13 protein-coding genes and 1 pseudogene are annotated in these 14,144 nt (G+C 67.8%); 5 read left to right on the plus strand and 9 right to left on the minus strand.

Annotation, left to right across the window (positions count from 1 at the left end; all coding sequences use genetic code 11):
• Position 1 precedes the first annotated feature (1 nt).
• From A5651_RS21400 to infC, 4 genes are read right to left on the minus strand one after another with little or no spacing between them, the layout of a single operon-like run.
• A complete protein-coding gene (locus A5651_RS21400) occupies positions 2-748 on the minus strand; it encodes an RNA methyltransferase (RefSeq protein WP_066985717.1) in 747 nt (248 codons plus the stop codon).
• A 23-nt stretch (positions 749-771) separates the two neighbouring features.
• Positions 772-1,161 (minus strand): 50S ribosomal protein L20, encoded by a 390-nt coding sequence (rplT, locus tag A5651_RS21405; protein WP_066985720.1) that lies wholly within the window; start codon positions 1,159-1,161, stop codon positions 772-774.
• A gap of 60 nt (positions 1,162-1,221) precedes the next feature.
• On the minus strand, positions 1,222-1,416 hold the full coding sequence (rpmI, locus tag A5651_RS21410; RefSeq protein ID WP_066985723.1) for a 50S ribosomal protein L35: 195 nt from the start codon (positions 1,414-1,416) through the stop codon (positions 1,222-1,224).
• 38 nt (positions 1,417-1,454) lie between these two features.
• A complete protein-coding gene (infC, locus tag A5651_RS21415; protein WP_197496718.1) occupies positions 1,455-2,048 on the minus strand; it encodes a translation initiation factor IF-3 in 594 nt (197 codons plus the stop codon).
• Positions 2,049-2,377: 329 nt separating this feature from the next.
• On the opposite strand from infC, the gene A5651_RS21420 reads away from it, so the two are divergent.
• The 3 genes from A5651_RS21420 (at position 2,378) to A5651_RS21430 (ending at position 7,466) form a co-directional block, all read left to right on the plus strand.
• Positions 2,378-2,686, plus strand: a complete 309-nt coding sequence (locus A5651_RS21420) for a DUF1844 domain-containing protein (protein WP_066985762.1) — start codon at positions 2,378-2,380, stop codon at positions 2,684-2,686.
• Positions 2,687-2,751: 65 nt separating this feature from the next.
• A complete protein-coding gene (gene lysX, locus A5651_RS21425; protein WP_066985726.1) occupies positions 2,752-6,057 on the plus strand; it encodes a bifunctional lysylphosphatidylglycerol synthetase/lysine--tRNA ligase LysX in 3,306 nt (1,101 codons plus the stop codon).
• A gap of 86 nt (positions 6,058-6,143) precedes the next feature.
• On the plus strand, positions 6,144-7,466 hold the full coding sequence (locus tag A5651_RS21430) for an alpha/beta hydrolase family protein (RefSeq protein WP_066985729.1): 1,323 nt from the start codon (positions 6,144-6,146) through the stop codon (positions 7,464-7,466).
• Here the strand turns inward: A5651_RS21430 and A5651_RS21435 are convergent, their stop codons facing one another.
• Complete coding sequence (locus tag A5651_RS21435; RefSeq protein ID WP_066985732.1) at positions 7,467-8,837, minus strand: adenylate/guanylate cyclase domain-containing protein; 1,371 nt, start codon at positions 8,835-8,837, stop codon at positions 7,467-7,469.
• Between the two features lie 67 nt (positions 8,838-8,904).
• On the opposite strand from A5651_RS21435, the gene A5651_RS21440 reads away from it, so the two are divergent.
• Positions 8,905-9,162: a hypothetical protein gene (locus A5651_RS21440; RefSeq protein WP_066985735.1), complete on the plus strand. Its 258-nt coding sequence runs from the start codon at positions 8,905-8,907 to the stop codon at positions 9,160-9,162.
• Here A5651_RS21440 and A5651_RS21445 read toward each other — a convergent pair.
• Together A5651_RS21445 and A5651_RS21450 are read right to left on the minus strand one after the other, a co-directional pair.
• Complete coding sequence (locus A5651_RS21445) at positions 9,156-10,247, minus strand: hypothetical protein (protein WP_066985743.1); 1,092 nt, start codon at positions 10,245-10,247, stop codon at positions 9,156-9,158. The two genes, A5651_RS21440 and A5651_RS21445, sit on opposite strands and share 7 nt — an antisense overlap.
• Positions 10,244-11,554 (minus strand): hypothetical protein, encoded by a 1,311-nt coding sequence (locus tag A5651_RS21450; protein ID WP_066985746.1) that lies wholly within the window; start codon positions 11,552-11,554, stop codon positions 10,244-10,246. Before A5651_RS21450 ends, A5651_RS21445 begins: the two co-directional genes overlap by 4 nt.
• 84 nt (positions 11,555-11,638) lie before the next feature.
• Between A5651_RS21450 and A5651_RS26475 the strand changes: the two genes are divergently transcribed.
• The gene (locus A5651_RS26475; protein WP_066985749.1) at positions 11,639-12,256 is read left to right on the plus strand and encodes a hypothetical protein; all 618 of its coding nucleotides are present in this window, start codon (positions 11,639-11,641) and stop codon (positions 12,254-12,256) included.
• 3 nt (positions 12,257-12,259) lie between these two features.
• Here the strand turns inward: A5651_RS26475 and A5651_RS21460 are convergent, their stop codons facing one another.
• Positions 12,260-13,492, minus strand: a complete 1,233-nt coding sequence (locus tag A5651_RS21460; RefSeq protein WP_066985764.1) for a CHAT domain-containing protein — start codon at positions 13,490-13,492, stop codon at positions 12,260-12,262.
• Positions 13,474-14,144 (minus strand): annotated as a pseudogene (locus A5651_RS25765) (hypothetical protein); the annotation flags it as partial. The gene A5651_RS21460 and the pseudogene A5651_RS25765, both read right to left, overlap by 19 nt.

The following is a 14,144-nucleotide window of genomic DNA, read 5'->3' on the forward strand; positions in this document are numbered from 1 at the left end:
GTCACTGACCGCGGTGGGCGCGGGCGCTCTGATACAGGCAGATCGCCGCGGCCGCCGCCACATTGAGGCTCTCGGCGCCGCCACCCATCGGAATGCGGATACGATGGGCCGCCTTCGCCGCCAATTCGGCAGGCAGGCCGTGTGATTCGGGCCCGAACAGCCATGCGGTGGGCCCGGACAAATCGGCCTCGTCGAGGCTGGTCTCACCGTCGACAGTGGTCGCCAGCACCCGCAGCCCCGCGTCGGCGAGTGTGGAAACCGCTCCCGCGGAGTCGGTTTCGGCCACCACGGGAACAGTGAAGATGCTTCCCGCCGACGCCCGCAGACACTTGCCGTTGTAGGGGTCGACGCTGTTGCCGGCCAACACGACGGCGTCGGCGCCCATGGCGTCGGCGATCCGGATGAGGGTGCCGGCATTACCGGGTTCTGAGATCTCGGCGGCGACGGCGATCAGGCGCGGTGCGCCGGCCAGCACGTCGGCCAGGCTCATTGACGGGGTCTCGCACACCGCGACCAGCCCGACCGGGGTCACGGTGTCCGACAACGCTTTTGCGGCCTTCTCGGTGATGACGTGAACCGTCGCATCAGCGAGCAGCGACGCGAAGCGGTCCGCCGCGGCCTCGGTGACGAACACCTCGACGACGAGATCGCGACGCAGTGCCGCCTCGACGAGGTTGGGGCCCTCGGCGAGAAAGCGTCCGGCGCGACGCCGACCGATGTGGCGGTGCAGCTTGATCGCCGCCGCCACCCGGTCGGCGCGCTCGGTGAGTGTCAGGCAGCCTCGCCGGAGGGAGCGTTGACGTCGTCAGGCAGAGCACCCTTGGCGACCTCAACCAAAGCGGTGAAGGCGGCCGGGTCGCTGACGGCAATCTCGGCGAGGTTCTTGCGGTCGACCTCGACACCGGCGGCCTTCAGCCCCTGGATCAGCCGGTTGTAGGTGATGTCGTTGGCGCGGGCCGCGGCGTTGATCCGGGAGATCCACAGCTTGCGGAACTCGCCCTTGCGGGCCCGCCGGTCACGGTACGCATAGTTCAGCGAATGCAGCTGCTGCTCTTTGGCTTTGCGATACAGCCGGGACCGCTGTCCGCGGTATCCCTTGGATGCCTTGAGTACTGTCCGCCGCTTCTTCTGGGCGTTGACTGCGCGCTTCACGCGTGCCATGGGTAGTTCCTATTCTCGTTCGGTCTAAAAGGTCGTCGGCGGCTGGAAAACGGCCGCAAGCTAGCCGTTGAGCAGCTTCTTGACGCGCTTCGTGTCGTTGGCCGACACGCCGGTGCGCCCCTCGAGGCGCCGGGTGCGGGTGCTCGGCTTGTACTCGAGCAGGTGCCTACGGTTGGCCTTCTCGCGGACGATCTTGCCGGTGCCGGTGCGCCGGAACCGCTTGGAGGCGCCGCTGTGGGTCTTCGCCTTGGGCATATGGTGTGTGTCCTGTCGTGTGTCGTTCAGTTCTGCAGTCAGGTCTGTGTTGCGTCGGGCTCTTCGGCTCGCCGCTCGGCGGGAGCTTCGGCTTGTTGCGCCGCCTTGGCGCGAGTCTTCGCGCCGCGGTGCGGTGCCAGCACCATCGTCATGTTGCGTCCGTCCTGTTTGGCTGACGTCTCGACGAAGCCGTAGTCGGCCACATCGGCGCCGAGCCGCTGCAACAGTCGGTAGCCCAGTTCGGGCCGGGACTGTTCGCGTCCGCGGAACATGATCGTCACCTTGACCTTCGAACCCGCCTGCAGGAAGCGAACCACGTGGCCTTTTTTGGTCTCGTAGTCGTGGGGGTCGATCTTGGGTCGCAGCTTTTGTTCCTTGACGACGGTCTGCTGCTGGTTCTTGCGAGACTCGCGCGCCTTCTGAGCCGTCTCGTATTTGTACTTGCCGTAGTCCATGATCTTGCAGACCGGCGGTTTGGCGTCCGGTGCTACTTCGACAAGGTCGAGGTCGGCGTCTGCGGCGACGCGGAGGGCGTCTTCGATGCGTACGATGCCTACCTGCTCACCACCTGGTCCGATCAACCGGACTTCAGGTACTCGTATGCGCTCGTTGACACGGGTCTCAGTGCTGATGGGGCCTCCTATGTTGTCCTCTTCGAGGAACCCCAGCTCCACCAGCTCTGCCGTCAAAACGACAGAAGCCCTGCACTAAGCAGGGCCCAAAGCCGACCAGGACAGACACCTAGGTGCCTGTGACCGGACCACTGGACCGATACGGTCAGCGGTGGGAGTTGGGACTCCACTTGTTCGTCCCGGTCTGCGCCGGGGCGGTCGCGCATGCCAGTCTAGCAGGCGTGACAGAGGGTTCGGCATCACCTGAATCGACGGCTCAGCCGTCATCACCTCAATCGACGGCTCAGCCGTCATCATCTGAATCGACGGCTCAGCCGTCAGTCCGCGACCTGGCCGACATTCCCGCCGTCGAGGTCATCACCCGAGCCGCGGTGATGCTGATGAGCGCTGCGGCCGAGAAGCTGGGCCTCTCGGCGCCGGACCCCGACGACAGCCCGCATCGTGACCTTGATGAAGCCCGCCGGCTGATCACCGCTCTGGCCGGCCTGGTCACGGCGTCGGCGGAATACCTTGGCCCGCACGCGGGCCCCGTCCGCGACGGGTTGAAGAGCCTGCAACTGGCGTTCCGGGAAGCCAGCGCCGCACCCGAAGAGCCCGGACAGGGCCCTGGCGAGAAACACACCGGCCCGGTCTGGTAGCTGCCGCTGCCGTTTACGCGCGGGTCACACCAAATTCGCGGCATCAGCGAATATCCTCGCGGCCTATGACGCTCACGAGCCCGCTGCTGGTACGACCGAGATCGCGGTACACCTGGGTACCGGCGGCCGCAGGCTGGACCGTCGGCGTCATCGCGACACTATCGCTGATCGCGAGCCTCTCGCCGCTGGTGCGCTGGATCATCAAGATCCCGCGGGAGTTCGTCAACGACTACCTGTTCAACTTCCCCGACACCAGCTTCGCCTGGGCGTTCGTGCTCGCGCTGTTGGGTGCCGCGCTGGCGGCCCGCAAGCGGATCGCCTGGCTGATTCTGGTGCTCTACATGGTCGCCTCGATCGGGTGGAACGTCGGCGACATCGCCACCGGCGACGAGACGTGGATGCAGGAAAGCGGCGAAATGATCGGTCTCGCGTTCCACATCGCCGCCGTCGTGTTCCTGGTGCTGGCCCGCAAGGAGTTTTGGGCGAAGGCACGCCGCGGCGCGCTGCTGAAGGCGGCGGTGACGCTCGTCACCGGGATGGCGATCGGGATCCTGATCGGCTGGGGCCTCTTGGAACTCTTCCCCGGCACGCTGCAACGCGACTACCGCCTCGGCTATGCGGCCAACCGCGTCGCCGCCTTCGCCGGCGTGGGCTCCAACGCCTTCGACGGCCAGCACCCGCACGTCTTCGTCAACGCGCTGCTCGGGCTCTTCGGGGCGCTGGCCCTGATGGTCGCTGCGATCGTGCTGTTCCGCTCGCAGCGGTCGGAGAACGCGCTCACCGGAGAGGACGAATCGGCCATCCGCGGCCTGCTCGAGCTCTTCGGGAAAAACGACTCCCTGGGCTATTTCGCGACCCGGCGCGACAAAGCCGCGGTGTTCGCACCCAACGGGCGCGCGGCGATCACCTACCGCGTCGAAGTGGGTGTCTGCCTCGCCAGCGGCGACCCGGTCGGCGAGCCGAAGTCCTGGCCGCAGGCGATCGAGGCATGGCTGCGGCTGTGCCAGGAGTACGGCTGGGCGCCCGGCGTGATGGGTGCGAGCTCGGCCGGCGCCGAGGCGTTTCGCGGCGCGGGGCTGAACGCACTGCAACTGGGCGACGAGGCCATCCTGCATCCCGACGGTTTCCGATTGTCCGGTCCCGACATGCGCGCGGTCCGCCAAGCCGTGACGAGGGCGCGCCGGGCCGGGCTGACGGTGCGGATGCGGCGCCACCGCGACATCGGCCCCGATGAGATGGCCGAGGTCATCAAGCGCGCCGACACCTGGCGTGACACCGAAGACGAGCGCGGCTTTTCGATGGCGCTGGGCCGGCTCGGCGATCCCGCCGACGGCGACTGCCTGCTGGTCGAGGCCGTGCAGCAGGACACCGTGGTGGCCATGCTCTCGCTGGTGCCGTGGGGAACCAACGGGGTGTCGCTGGATTTGATGCGGCGGTCACCGGAATCGCCCAACGGCACCATCGAGCTGATGGTGACTGAGCTGCTGCAGCAATCGGAAGACATTGGCGTCACCCGCGTTTCGCTGAACTTCGCGATGTTCCGGTCGGCGTTCGAACAAGGTGCCCAACTCGGCGCCGGTCCGGTCGCGCGGTTGTGGCGGGCGCTGTTGGTGTTCTTCTCCCGTTGGTGGCAGCTGGAGACCCTCTACCGGTCCAACATGAAGTACAAGCCCGAATGGGTGCCGCGCTACGCCTGCTACGAAGATGCCCGGCTGGTGCCGCGGGTCGGCATCGCCTCGGTGATCGCCGAGGGTTTCCTGGTGTTGCCGTTCTCGCGGCGTAACAAGCAGCACACCGGACAACACATAGCGGCGCCGGAGAATCTGGTCGCGACGGGCCTGTTGCATCACGACGGCAGCGCACCCGACCTCGCCGAGCTGCAAGTGGATCTACCCGAAAACGGCGATGCGCCAAAGCTTCCCGAGCAGGTGCGCGTCCGGATGGCCAAGCTGAAGGATCTGCAACGCAACGGCGTCGACGCCTATCCGGTCGGTCAGGCGCCAAGTCACACCGTCGCGCAAGCAGCCGAAGCCGCCGACGGGTCGCCCGTCACCGTCGCGGGCCGCGTGCTGCGGATCCGCGACTACGGCGGGGTGTTGTTCGCCCAGCTGCGCGACTGGTCGGGCGAAATCCAGCTGCTGCTTGACAATTCAGCTCTGGACACCGGCAGCACAGCGGACTTCACCACATCGATCGACCTCGGCGATCTCGTCGAGGTGACCGGAACGATGGGCAAGAGCCGTGCCGGCATCCAATCGCTGATCGTGGGCAGCTGGCGGCTGATCGGCAAGTGCCTGCGTCCGCTACCCGACAAGTGGAAGGGGCTGTCGGATCAGGAGGCGCGGGTGCGCGCCCGCTACCTCGACCTGGCCATCAACACCGAGGCGCGCGACCTCATCCGTGCCCGCAGCGGCGTGCTGCACGCCATCCGCGAAACCCTGGTCGGCAAGGGCTTTCTAGAGGTCGAAACACCGATCCTGCAACAGATTCACGGCGGCGCAAACGCCCGTCCGTTCCTCACCCACATCAACGCCTACGACCTCGACCTGTACCTGCGTATCGCGCCCGAGCTCTACCTCAAGCGCTTGTGTGTCGGCGGTGTCGAGCGCGTGTTCGAGCTGGGCCGCGCGTTCCGCAACGAGGGCGTCGACTTCAGTCATAACCCGGAATTCACGTTGTTGGAGGCGTACCAGGCCCACGCCGACTACAACGTATGGATCGACGGGTGCCGCGAGCTGATTCAGAACGCGGCGCTGGCCGCCAACGGCGAACACGTCTTCCTCCGGCCTCGTGACGACGGCACGTCCGAAAAGGTCGACATCTCCGGTCAGTGGACAGTCAAAACCGTGCACGGCGCGGTGTCCGACGCCGTGGGCGAGCAGATCAGCCCCGAGACGGATCTGGCCACGCTGCGAAAGCTCTGCGACAGGGCCGGTGTCCCCTACCTCACGCACTGGGACACGGGCGCGGTGGTGCTGGAGCTTTACGAGCGTCTAGTCGAGGACCACACCAAGGAGCCGACGTTCTACAAGGACTTCCCGACGTCGGTGTCGCCGTTGACCCGGCCGCACCGCAGCATTCCGGGGGTCGCCGAACGCTGGGACCTCGTGGCCTGGGGCGTCGAGCTGGGCACCGCGTACAGCGAGCTCACCGACCCCGTCGAGCAGCGCAGGCGGCTGCAGGAGCAGTCGCTGCTGGCGGCCGGCGGTGACCCCGAGGCGATGGAGCTTGACGAGGATTTCCTGCAGGCGATGGAGTACGCGATGCCGCCGACGGGCGGTCTGGGAATGGGCGTTGATCGCGTGGTGATGCTGATCACCGGACGCAGCATTCGCGAGACGCTGCCGTTCCCGCTGGCCAAACCCCGCTAGCAGGTGGCTCACAGCCAGTTTCAAGGTGGCTGCGCGACCATGTTGCGGTGACGTTACCCGACTCGTTGCGCCACCATCTTTCCCTTATGCACGGCTGGCTGCCCGTCTCCGTGCAGGTCATCGCGGCATTGATGCTGATCGCCGCGGTGAGCAGGCGCAGCGGGCGCTGGCAGGTGCGGTGGGTGCCGTGGGCGGTGATCGTCGGCGGCGCGCTGGCCGCGTCGGCCTACTGGTACGTCGCGTCGCAAGGTCTGTCCGACAACCCGGCCCCGCATTCCCTGTGGATCTGGATCGGGTTGACGGGGTTCGCGGCGGCCATCCTGGCCGCGGGCTGGCGGCAGGCACGATGGTGGCGTCGCGGCGTGTCGCTGGCCGCGTTCCCGCTGAGCCTGTTGTGCGCCGCGCTCGCATTGAACATGTGGGTCGGCTACTTCCCCACCGTGCAGACGGCATGGAATCAACTGACGGCCGGGCCGCTACCCGACGAGACCGACCAGGTCACCGTGGCCGCCATGCAACAGCAACGCAAGATGCCGCCGAAGGGCACCGTGGTGACCGTCGACACCGGTAACCGCGCATCCGGTTTCCGGCACCGCCGCGAACTCGTCTACCTTCCCCCCGCCTGGTATGCCACCAACCCGCCGCCGAAGCTGCCCACGGTGATGATGATCGGCGGCGAGTTCAACACCCCCGCCGACTGGCTGCGCACCGGTCAAGCCGTCAAGACAATCGACGACTTCGCCGCCGCACACCACGGCAACGCGCCGGTCCTCGTCTTCGTCGACCCGGGCGGCGCGTTCAACAACGACACCGAGTGCGTTAACGGCAGCCGCGGCAAGAGCGCCGACCATCTGACCAAAGACGTTGTGCCGTATATGACTTCGCATTTCGGTGTCAGCCCCGCGCAGTCGAACTGGGGCATCGTCGGCTGGTCGATGGGCGGAACGTGCGCGGTGGACCTCGCAGTCATGCATCCCGACATGTTCACCGCGTTCGAGGACATCGCCGGTGACATCGGACCCAACGCGGGTACCAAGGAGCAGACCATCGCGCGCCTGTTCGGCGGCGACGCGAATGCGTGGGCCAGATTTGACCCGACAACGGTGATGACCAAGCACGGCCGCTATGAAGGCCTGGCCGGCTGGTTCGACGTCAACGGCCCGACCGCTGCGCACACGAAGAACGACCAGGCGGCGGCGGCGGATTCACTGTGCGCCTTGGGCGCCGCCAACGGCATCGACTGTGCAGTGATCAACCGGCCCGGCAAGCACGACTGGCCGTTTGCGTCGCACGCGTTCGCCGCGGCCCTGCCGTGGTTAGCCGGTCAGATCGGCACGCCCGACGTGCCGCGATCGCGGCTGCCGTCGGCGCCGGCCGGCGCGTCGATTGAACAGACCGGGGCACGGTGATCAGTCGTCGCCGAGCACATCCTGCACCGGGTCGTGACGGCCCGTCGGGGCATACAACCGCCATTCGCCCTGCACTCCCTTGAGGACGTGAGCGCCGCAGTCAGAGAACGTGATCCCCGACCCGTAGACGAGATCTTTGACGGTGTTCGACACGAGGACCTCCCCGGCGCCGGCCTTCGCCGCAATCCGCGCCGCGATATGGACGGCAATTCCTCCGATGTCGTCATCGCGTCGCAGGCATTCCCCGGTGTGCAGTCCGCATCGAATGTCCAGCCGGAGCTGACTCATGCGTTCGACGAGCGTCGTTGCACAAAGCACCCCTCGCGTGGGGCCGTCGAACGTCGCGAGTAGCCCATCGCCGGTGTGTTTCACGAATCGCCCTTGATATGAAGCTATTTCGGCGCGCGCCATGTCGTCGTGCCGCTGAAGCACCTCTCGCCACCGCTGATCACCGATTTCGACTGCTCGGCGCGTGGAATCGACGATGTCGGTGAACAGCACGGTGGCCAGCACCCGGTCCAGCGGATGCTCGTGACGCTGACCGGTCAGGAACTCCTCGACCTCCCCGGTGATCGACTTGTAGTCGCCCTCCCACGGAACATGGTCGGCGCCGTCGAGTTCCACGAGTCGGGCGCCGGGGATCCGCTTGGCGAGCGCACGTCCCAGCCCGACCGGAATAGCGTCACCACGACGATGCAGGACGAGCGTGGGTACGCGGATGCTGCCATGGATATCGGCCATGTCGGCCTGTCGCACCAAGGCCTGATACGTGATGAGTGCCATCTTCGGGCTCATGGCAGCCCGTTCGAAGGCGCCCGCGGTCCGTCGCGCATCGGGGTCGTCCTTGCGGCTCGGTATCGTCCAGTCGATGGTCTGTCCTTCGCCCCAATGGTCGATCGTCGACCGGATCTTCGCGATGACGTTCCGGGACTTTTCCTTCGTGGCCGCGTCGAGGTCTCCGAGTTTCCCGCCCGCCCCGGTCCCGTACAGGATGAGTGCGCTCACTCGCTCCGGATGGGTCGCGGCGAAAAGCGTTGCGATCACACCCCCCTCGGAGTAGCCCAGTACCGCTGCCCGCGCCGATCCGCAGGCGTCGAGGACCGTGCGCAAGTCGTCAGCGCGGTTCTCGACGGTGGGTACACCATCGACCGGGTCGGACAGCCCGGTGCCGGGCTTGTCGTAGATGATCAGGCGCGCAAACGACGTGAGCTCCCCCATGTAGGCCCGCCACGCCGGGTCCTCCCAGTGCTTGTCGATGTGGGAGCACCAGCCGGGCACGACAACCAGGTCGATCGGGCCCTTCCCGATTACCTGATAGGCGATGTTGCCCGACGGCCCCTTCGCGTAATGCGTGTCGGGCGTCCGCACCATAGCGGCAGTGTCTCACCGCTCGACGAGGCCAACGGTGCTTCGAACAAACCCGGAGTAGCGTTGCGTCATGCCAGACGAACCACAACCGGCTCCTGCTGAGGCCGCGGACACCGGTTACACGCCAGGCGGTGTGCCGACGTTCGACTCGGTGCGGGAGAAGATCGAGACGCGCTACGGCACCGCCATCGGGGCAAGTGAGCTGGCCGCGGAAACCCCCGAGGGGCGCTCGGCCGAGGAACAGTACGAGGAGCGTCAGCGCGCAGCCGCCGAGCGACTCGAGCAGATCCGAAGGTCAATGCAGACCGGCGAGGGCCAGTCTCAGTAGTCCGTTTCGGCGGCGAGGATCTCGGCGAGGAAGGCGTCGCCGCCCGGCGCGGCCAGCCTGGCTCGGGCGAATTCGCGGACCCTGTCCCGGGTTTCGGGTAACTCGTCGACGGCCACGCCGACCGTAACGCGGGTCGTGCGCCAATCGTGGTTCCAGGCGGTCGATTCCGGTACCGGCTGCCCGTGCCCGTCGGTCACCACGAAGCTCGCCTGTCCGCGGTCGTCGAGCACGCCGTGACCCCCGAGGGCACCCGCATGCATGCGCACGGGGATGCCGCTGGGCGATTCAGCGCCGGAAAGCTGCACTCCGACAGTCGCATTCGTATCATTATCGGTCGCCTCGACGACCCATTCGACCGTGTCCTCTGCTGCGTCGAACACCGCGGGTGGTACGCCAGCCCAACTGATCGAGTCCGTGCCCTGCGCGATGGCTGCCGCGCCGCGGCGTGCTCGGCGGGCGCCGGCAGCGAGCGCATAGTCGTCGCGGCGCGGTACGGCGGCGACTGGCTCGGCGAGCTCGACTCCGACCTCCTCGGTCAACTCGCTCGCCGCGCGCACCAGATCGACGACGCGCGGATCGCCTTCTCGCACATGGGCGTTGAAGGCCTTCGAATGCGGCACCAGCAGCTCGCTCACCCCGGAGTCGAAGGTGTCGTCGGCGAAGAAATCCTGCGCGGCGGCCGTCAGCAGCGCGATCTCGGCGTCGAGCAGTGCCGCGTCGAGGCCGACGATCCCGTCGCGGTGACTGGCCGGCCACCAGCGCCGCATCCAATGGCCGAGTGCCAATCGCCGCAGCTGATCGACCGATCCGGGCAGCAGATCGACACCGGCCACCTCGATGGTCTGGGTGCCGTCGGACGGGCCGTCGGTCAGCGCAGCCGCGACGGCGCGGTGGCCGGATTCGCCGAGCAGCCGCCACAGCCAGTCAGTGCACCCCGGGTCGGTGAAGGTGATCGCCGCCGTCTCGGGCGCCGCGTCGATCGTCCACGACAACACGGCGCCGCTGACCTCGAGCACCGCCACCAGCGGGCTCGGCGCGGCCAGCGTGCCGGTGCTCCACAGCCCAGAATCGGCGACCAATTTCATCCGGCCACCTGCAACATCGCCTTGATCCGCTGGCGGTGGTCCAGGCTCACCGACCGCGCCACGCCTTCGAGCAACGAGCGGAGGTCGTCGACGTCTCCGCACGACTCCTGCCAGACGTCGCGGCCGTGCAGCCGGGCCCACAGCCGGCTCAGGTACGGACGCGCGAACACCGCGAGATCGTCAATCACCTGCTGCTGCCGTGGGTGAATGGGTCCGCCGTCGGCCAGATACCGGCGGGCGTGCAGGACGTAGGCCTCCTTGCGCAGCCGTGCCTGTATCAGGTTCGCCAGGTGATAACGCTGCGAGGCTTCGGTCAACGGCGCGAGGTCCAGCGCGACCTCGATTCCGGCTATCAGCGCGGCCTGCTTGTCCTCGGCCAGCAATCCCCATGGGGCGCACGACCTGTCGACCTCTTCGGCGCACAGCAGCGGAACGTCGGGCAGTTCGTCGCGATCGAGTGCGCGGCGCAATGTCGCCCGCACCCGGTCGACGACCGAGCGGTTCAACGGGCGGTCGCCTGGGCTTCCGTCCGCGATTGTCGGCGGTTGTTGCGGCTCAACGGAACTCAACCCGAGCTCGACGATCGACCACGGCAGGTCCGCGGCCGAGCTGTGTGCCTTCGCACCCAGGTTGTACGGCGTGGCGTCGGCGATCAACGCCGACCACACCCGCTGACGGGCCACGGTGTCGCGGTGGCTGGCCGCCGGTCCGAGTACGGTCGTCAAACCCGAGAGGAACGGCCCGGTGATCTCGGTGCCGGCCCGCACGTCGCGCCAGCTGTGACCCAGCTGCGCCGAGAGCTTGGCGATGACCTGCTTGTCGGCGACAAACCGGTTGAGCACCTCGATCGCGGTGCGGTCGCGGTCGGAATGAATGTCGCGCAGTACGGCCGCCGCCGTCTCCTGGTCGGTGTCGGAGGGCGGCCCCTTTGTGACGGCCAGCTCGTAGCAGACGGGGAAATAGAGCTCCTGCGCGTTGCCGGTGGTGATCCGCAGCCGACGGCGTTCACGCTTGAGCAGCTCGAACCACGCCGCGGCGGACCGCAGCACGGCAGCGTTGCCGACGATCAGCTCGTGCATGGCAGCGGCGACGGCGGCATCGACGAACGGCGCCGAAAACTGCGTGTTCGCGCGCAGTCGCAGCACCAGCGGGTCGAGGATGCGCTTCACCGTCCTGCGCAACGGGCCACCGTCGCCACCGCTGAGCACCTCGACGCCGGGGCCGATCGCCCGCCAGGCGGCGGCGATCACGGCCTGCCGCGGCCGTGTGACCGCAACTGCCGCGTCGGTTGTGGCCCCCGTGGTCATCCCTAGAGGATAGGAGTGGGCGATGCAGATCACCTAGCGGGAAAGTTGGGTTCGGTAGCCGATCCGACGTCAGAACCTAGTGACATGCCTGAAGCGTTGTTGCTCACGTTCCTTGCCGTAATCGGGGTCGGCATCACGGCGACTCTGCTGCGCTCCAGGGCCGCCGCGGCGGTGCCGCGCCACAGCCCGCCTGCCGTCGGGATCGGCACAGTCAGCGGAATCTCCGACGTGATCACCGTGGAGGTCGAAAGCGTCGCGGGTCCGCGCTTCACCGGACGGTTGCGTGATGAATCGGTGGCCTCGACATTGCGCCCGGGTGCGGTGCTGCTGGTGACGTTCGATCCTGCTGCCCGCGAACACCTTTCGCTGCCCGACGACATGCTCGCGATGCGTACCGCATTCGATCAGATGCTCGTCGCCAAGGGGCTGTTGACCGGTAGCCAGCTCGATTTGATCCGCCATGGCACCCGCGCGCACGGCGTCGTCACCGGAATGCGCTCCACCGGTGGGGCTTTGGAGGACTATCGGGAGGTGCAGCTCGACCTGATGGTCGCCAGGCCCGACGGCGGACAGTTCCCCGCCCGCGAGACCGCGTTGATTCCGGCGTCGTCGATGGCGAAGGTGTCGCCGGGCAGCGTGATCGACACCTACTACCGCGTCGGCGACGTGTCCCGTATCGCCGTCTCGGTGCCGCCCAGTTGAGGCTCAGCGTGCTCCGTCGACGGCGAACGTGACCAGCGCGGCCCAATAGAGCGGGCTGGCGGTGACATCGCCGCCGCGCCAGCGCCGCATCTGCTCGCGTTGCCAGCGGTTCACCGCGCTGCCCGCCTCGGTCTCTTCGTGCGCCCGATCGACACCGATGATCGCGTCCGTCATCGGATCGGCTTCGGCTGCAACAGGATCAGAGGCGAACTGTCGGTAGCCCGCCGTGGTAGGCAGCGACCACAGCGTCGCCGTGACCAGTTGTGCACCGCCCAGGATCATCGCAGCCACCAGCCCGGTGGCCTCGTCGAACTGGTAGTCGCCGCCGGATGCGCACGCCAACAGCGCGACGCGAGGCGGGAACGGCAGCCCCGCCGACATGAGGTCCGATGCGGTCACCGGCCGGTCGTCGGCCAGGTGCAGCGCCGCACGGTCGGCATGCCCGACATCCCCATCTGCTGCTGTCGCGTGGCCGACGTAGAGCAGTCGGCTCGGCGCCTGGGACAACAGGGCGGCCAACCATGCGCGGCCGGCGTCGGAACGCCGGAACAACTCGACGGGTGTCGCGACGGGGGGCAGTACTCGACGACGCTGCAGCACCTCGCCGAAATAGCGTGCCAGCAAGGTCTCCGGCGACGGTCTGCCCAGCACCGAGCCGAGCGGTGAATCGGGACGCTGGCCGGGCACCCTCGGGTCGAGGACGAGCAGCGGCGGCCCCTCTCGCCGGTCGGCCCAATCGACCGATCTGCGCGAGGAGTTGACGATGTTCGGCGGTGGCGCCATCAGCACGTCGACCATTTCGATCAGCCGGAAACCGTCATCCCCCGGCATCTCCAGCGCCGCCCAGGGAACCTGGGCCAGCCGCGCGCTTGGCGAGATGAACAGCGCCGTCCGAGGCGAGGCCGCGCACTCCGCCAACAGTTGCCAGGCGGGCGTGGCCAGCAGCTGTGAGCCGAGCTCTCGGGCGATCTCGGCTTCGGCGGCCGGCGACGCGAACGGTCCTTCTGCGATGGCGCGCCGAACCGCGTCGCGCTGGTCCTCGGTGTCCCGCGGGTCGGGCAGCGCCGTGGCGAGTCGCTGCAGCGCCGCAAGCAGCGTGGGCTCCTCGACCACCCAGGTGACCGTGCGGGACGGCTGGCCGACCACGCGCAGGCTGGCATAGGTGGCGACGCCGACGTCGGCGAACCGCAGCACCAGCGTCCGGCGCTGCGCATCGGTCACGGCCACGTCGGCCAGACGGCCTCGTCGGCTGTGATGTCGCGGCCGTAGCGCTGGTGCGCCAACTCGCGGTACCGGCTCATGATCGGCGGCATGTCGGGCTCCATCCGCAGCGGCGGCAGAGGGCCGAGTCGGGTCAGCCCGCCGGACACAGAAGTCGCCGGCGTGCCCGCGGCCACCAGCGCGTACTCGTCGTCGGCCTCGACGGGCACGGCGGCGGTGGCTGCGCCCATCCATCCGTGGCCGACGCCTTCGGCTGGCTCTGTACTGAAAGCGCCGCGCGCACAGTGGTATTCGATCAGTTCGCTCAGCAGCTCCGTGTTGCCCCATTCATAGGCAACGGCGAACGCGCCTGCCAGGACGCGCGCGGAGACCAGCGTGGCCCACCGCATCCTGGCGTCGGCGTCGGGGATGGCGTGACGCACCGAATCCACAGCGAGGGCGGCGGGCACTTTCAGGTCGGCGGCCTGCTGGAGTTTGTCGGCAGCGGTCGAAGGGTCGGCGAGCGCCTCGGCGCGCAGGATGCTGCCCATGTGGTCATCGAGCCTGGCGTACTGCAACCAGCTGTGGCGCGGCCACGAGTCGAGCAGTTCGCGCGCCTCGGCGACCTTCTCCTTCGCGGCGTCGAAGCGGTTGCGCAGAATGTCCACCCAGCTGCGCTGCAACAAAA

It is taken from the genome of Mycobacterium sp. 1274761.0, from assembly GCF_001668615.1.
Classification (GTDB): domain Bacteria; phylum Actinomycetota; class Actinomycetes; order Mycobacteriales; family Mycobacteriaceae; genus Mycobacterium.

What these genes read in the sequence shown, in the direction of transcription:
- A5651_RS26475 (WP_066985749.1), top strand. Translation starts at nt 11,639, where the DNA reads ATGCCTGAAGCGTTGTTGCTCACGTTCCTTGCCGTAATCGGGGTCGGC.
- rpmI (WP_066985723.1), bottom strand. Translation starts at nt 1,416, where the DNA reads ATGCCCAAGGCGAAGACCCACAGCGGCGCCTCCAAGCGGTTCCGGCGC.
- A5651_RS21430 (WP_066985729.1), top strand. Translation starts at nt 6,144, where the DNA reads ATGCACGGCTGGCTGCCCGTCTCCGTGCAGGTCATCGCGGCATTGATG.
- A5651_RS21435 (WP_066985732.1), bottom strand. Translation starts at nt 8,837, where the DNA reads ATGGTGCGGACGCCCGACACGCATTACGCGAAGGGGCCGTCGGGCAAC.
- A5651_RS21440 (WP_066985735.1), top strand. Translation starts at nt 8,905, where the DNA reads ATGCCAGACGAACCACAACCGGCTCCTGCTGAGGCCGCGGACACCGGT.
- lysX (WP_066985726.1), top strand. Translation starts at nt 2,752, where the DNA reads ATGACGCTCACGAGCCCGCTGCTGGTACGACCGAGATCGCGGTACACC.
- A5651_RS21450 (WP_066985746.1), bottom strand. Translation starts at nt 11,554, where the DNA reads ATGACCACGGGGGCCACAACCGACGCGGCAGTTGCGGTCACACGGCCG.
- A5651_RS21445 (WP_066985743.1), bottom strand. Translation starts at nt 10,247, where the DNA reads ATGAAATTGGTCGCCGATTCTGGGCTGTGGAGCACCGGCACGCTGGCC.
- rplT (WP_066985720.1), bottom strand. Translation starts at nt 1,161, where the DNA reads ATGGCACGCGTGAAGCGCGCAGTCAACGCCCAGAAGAAGCGGCGGACA.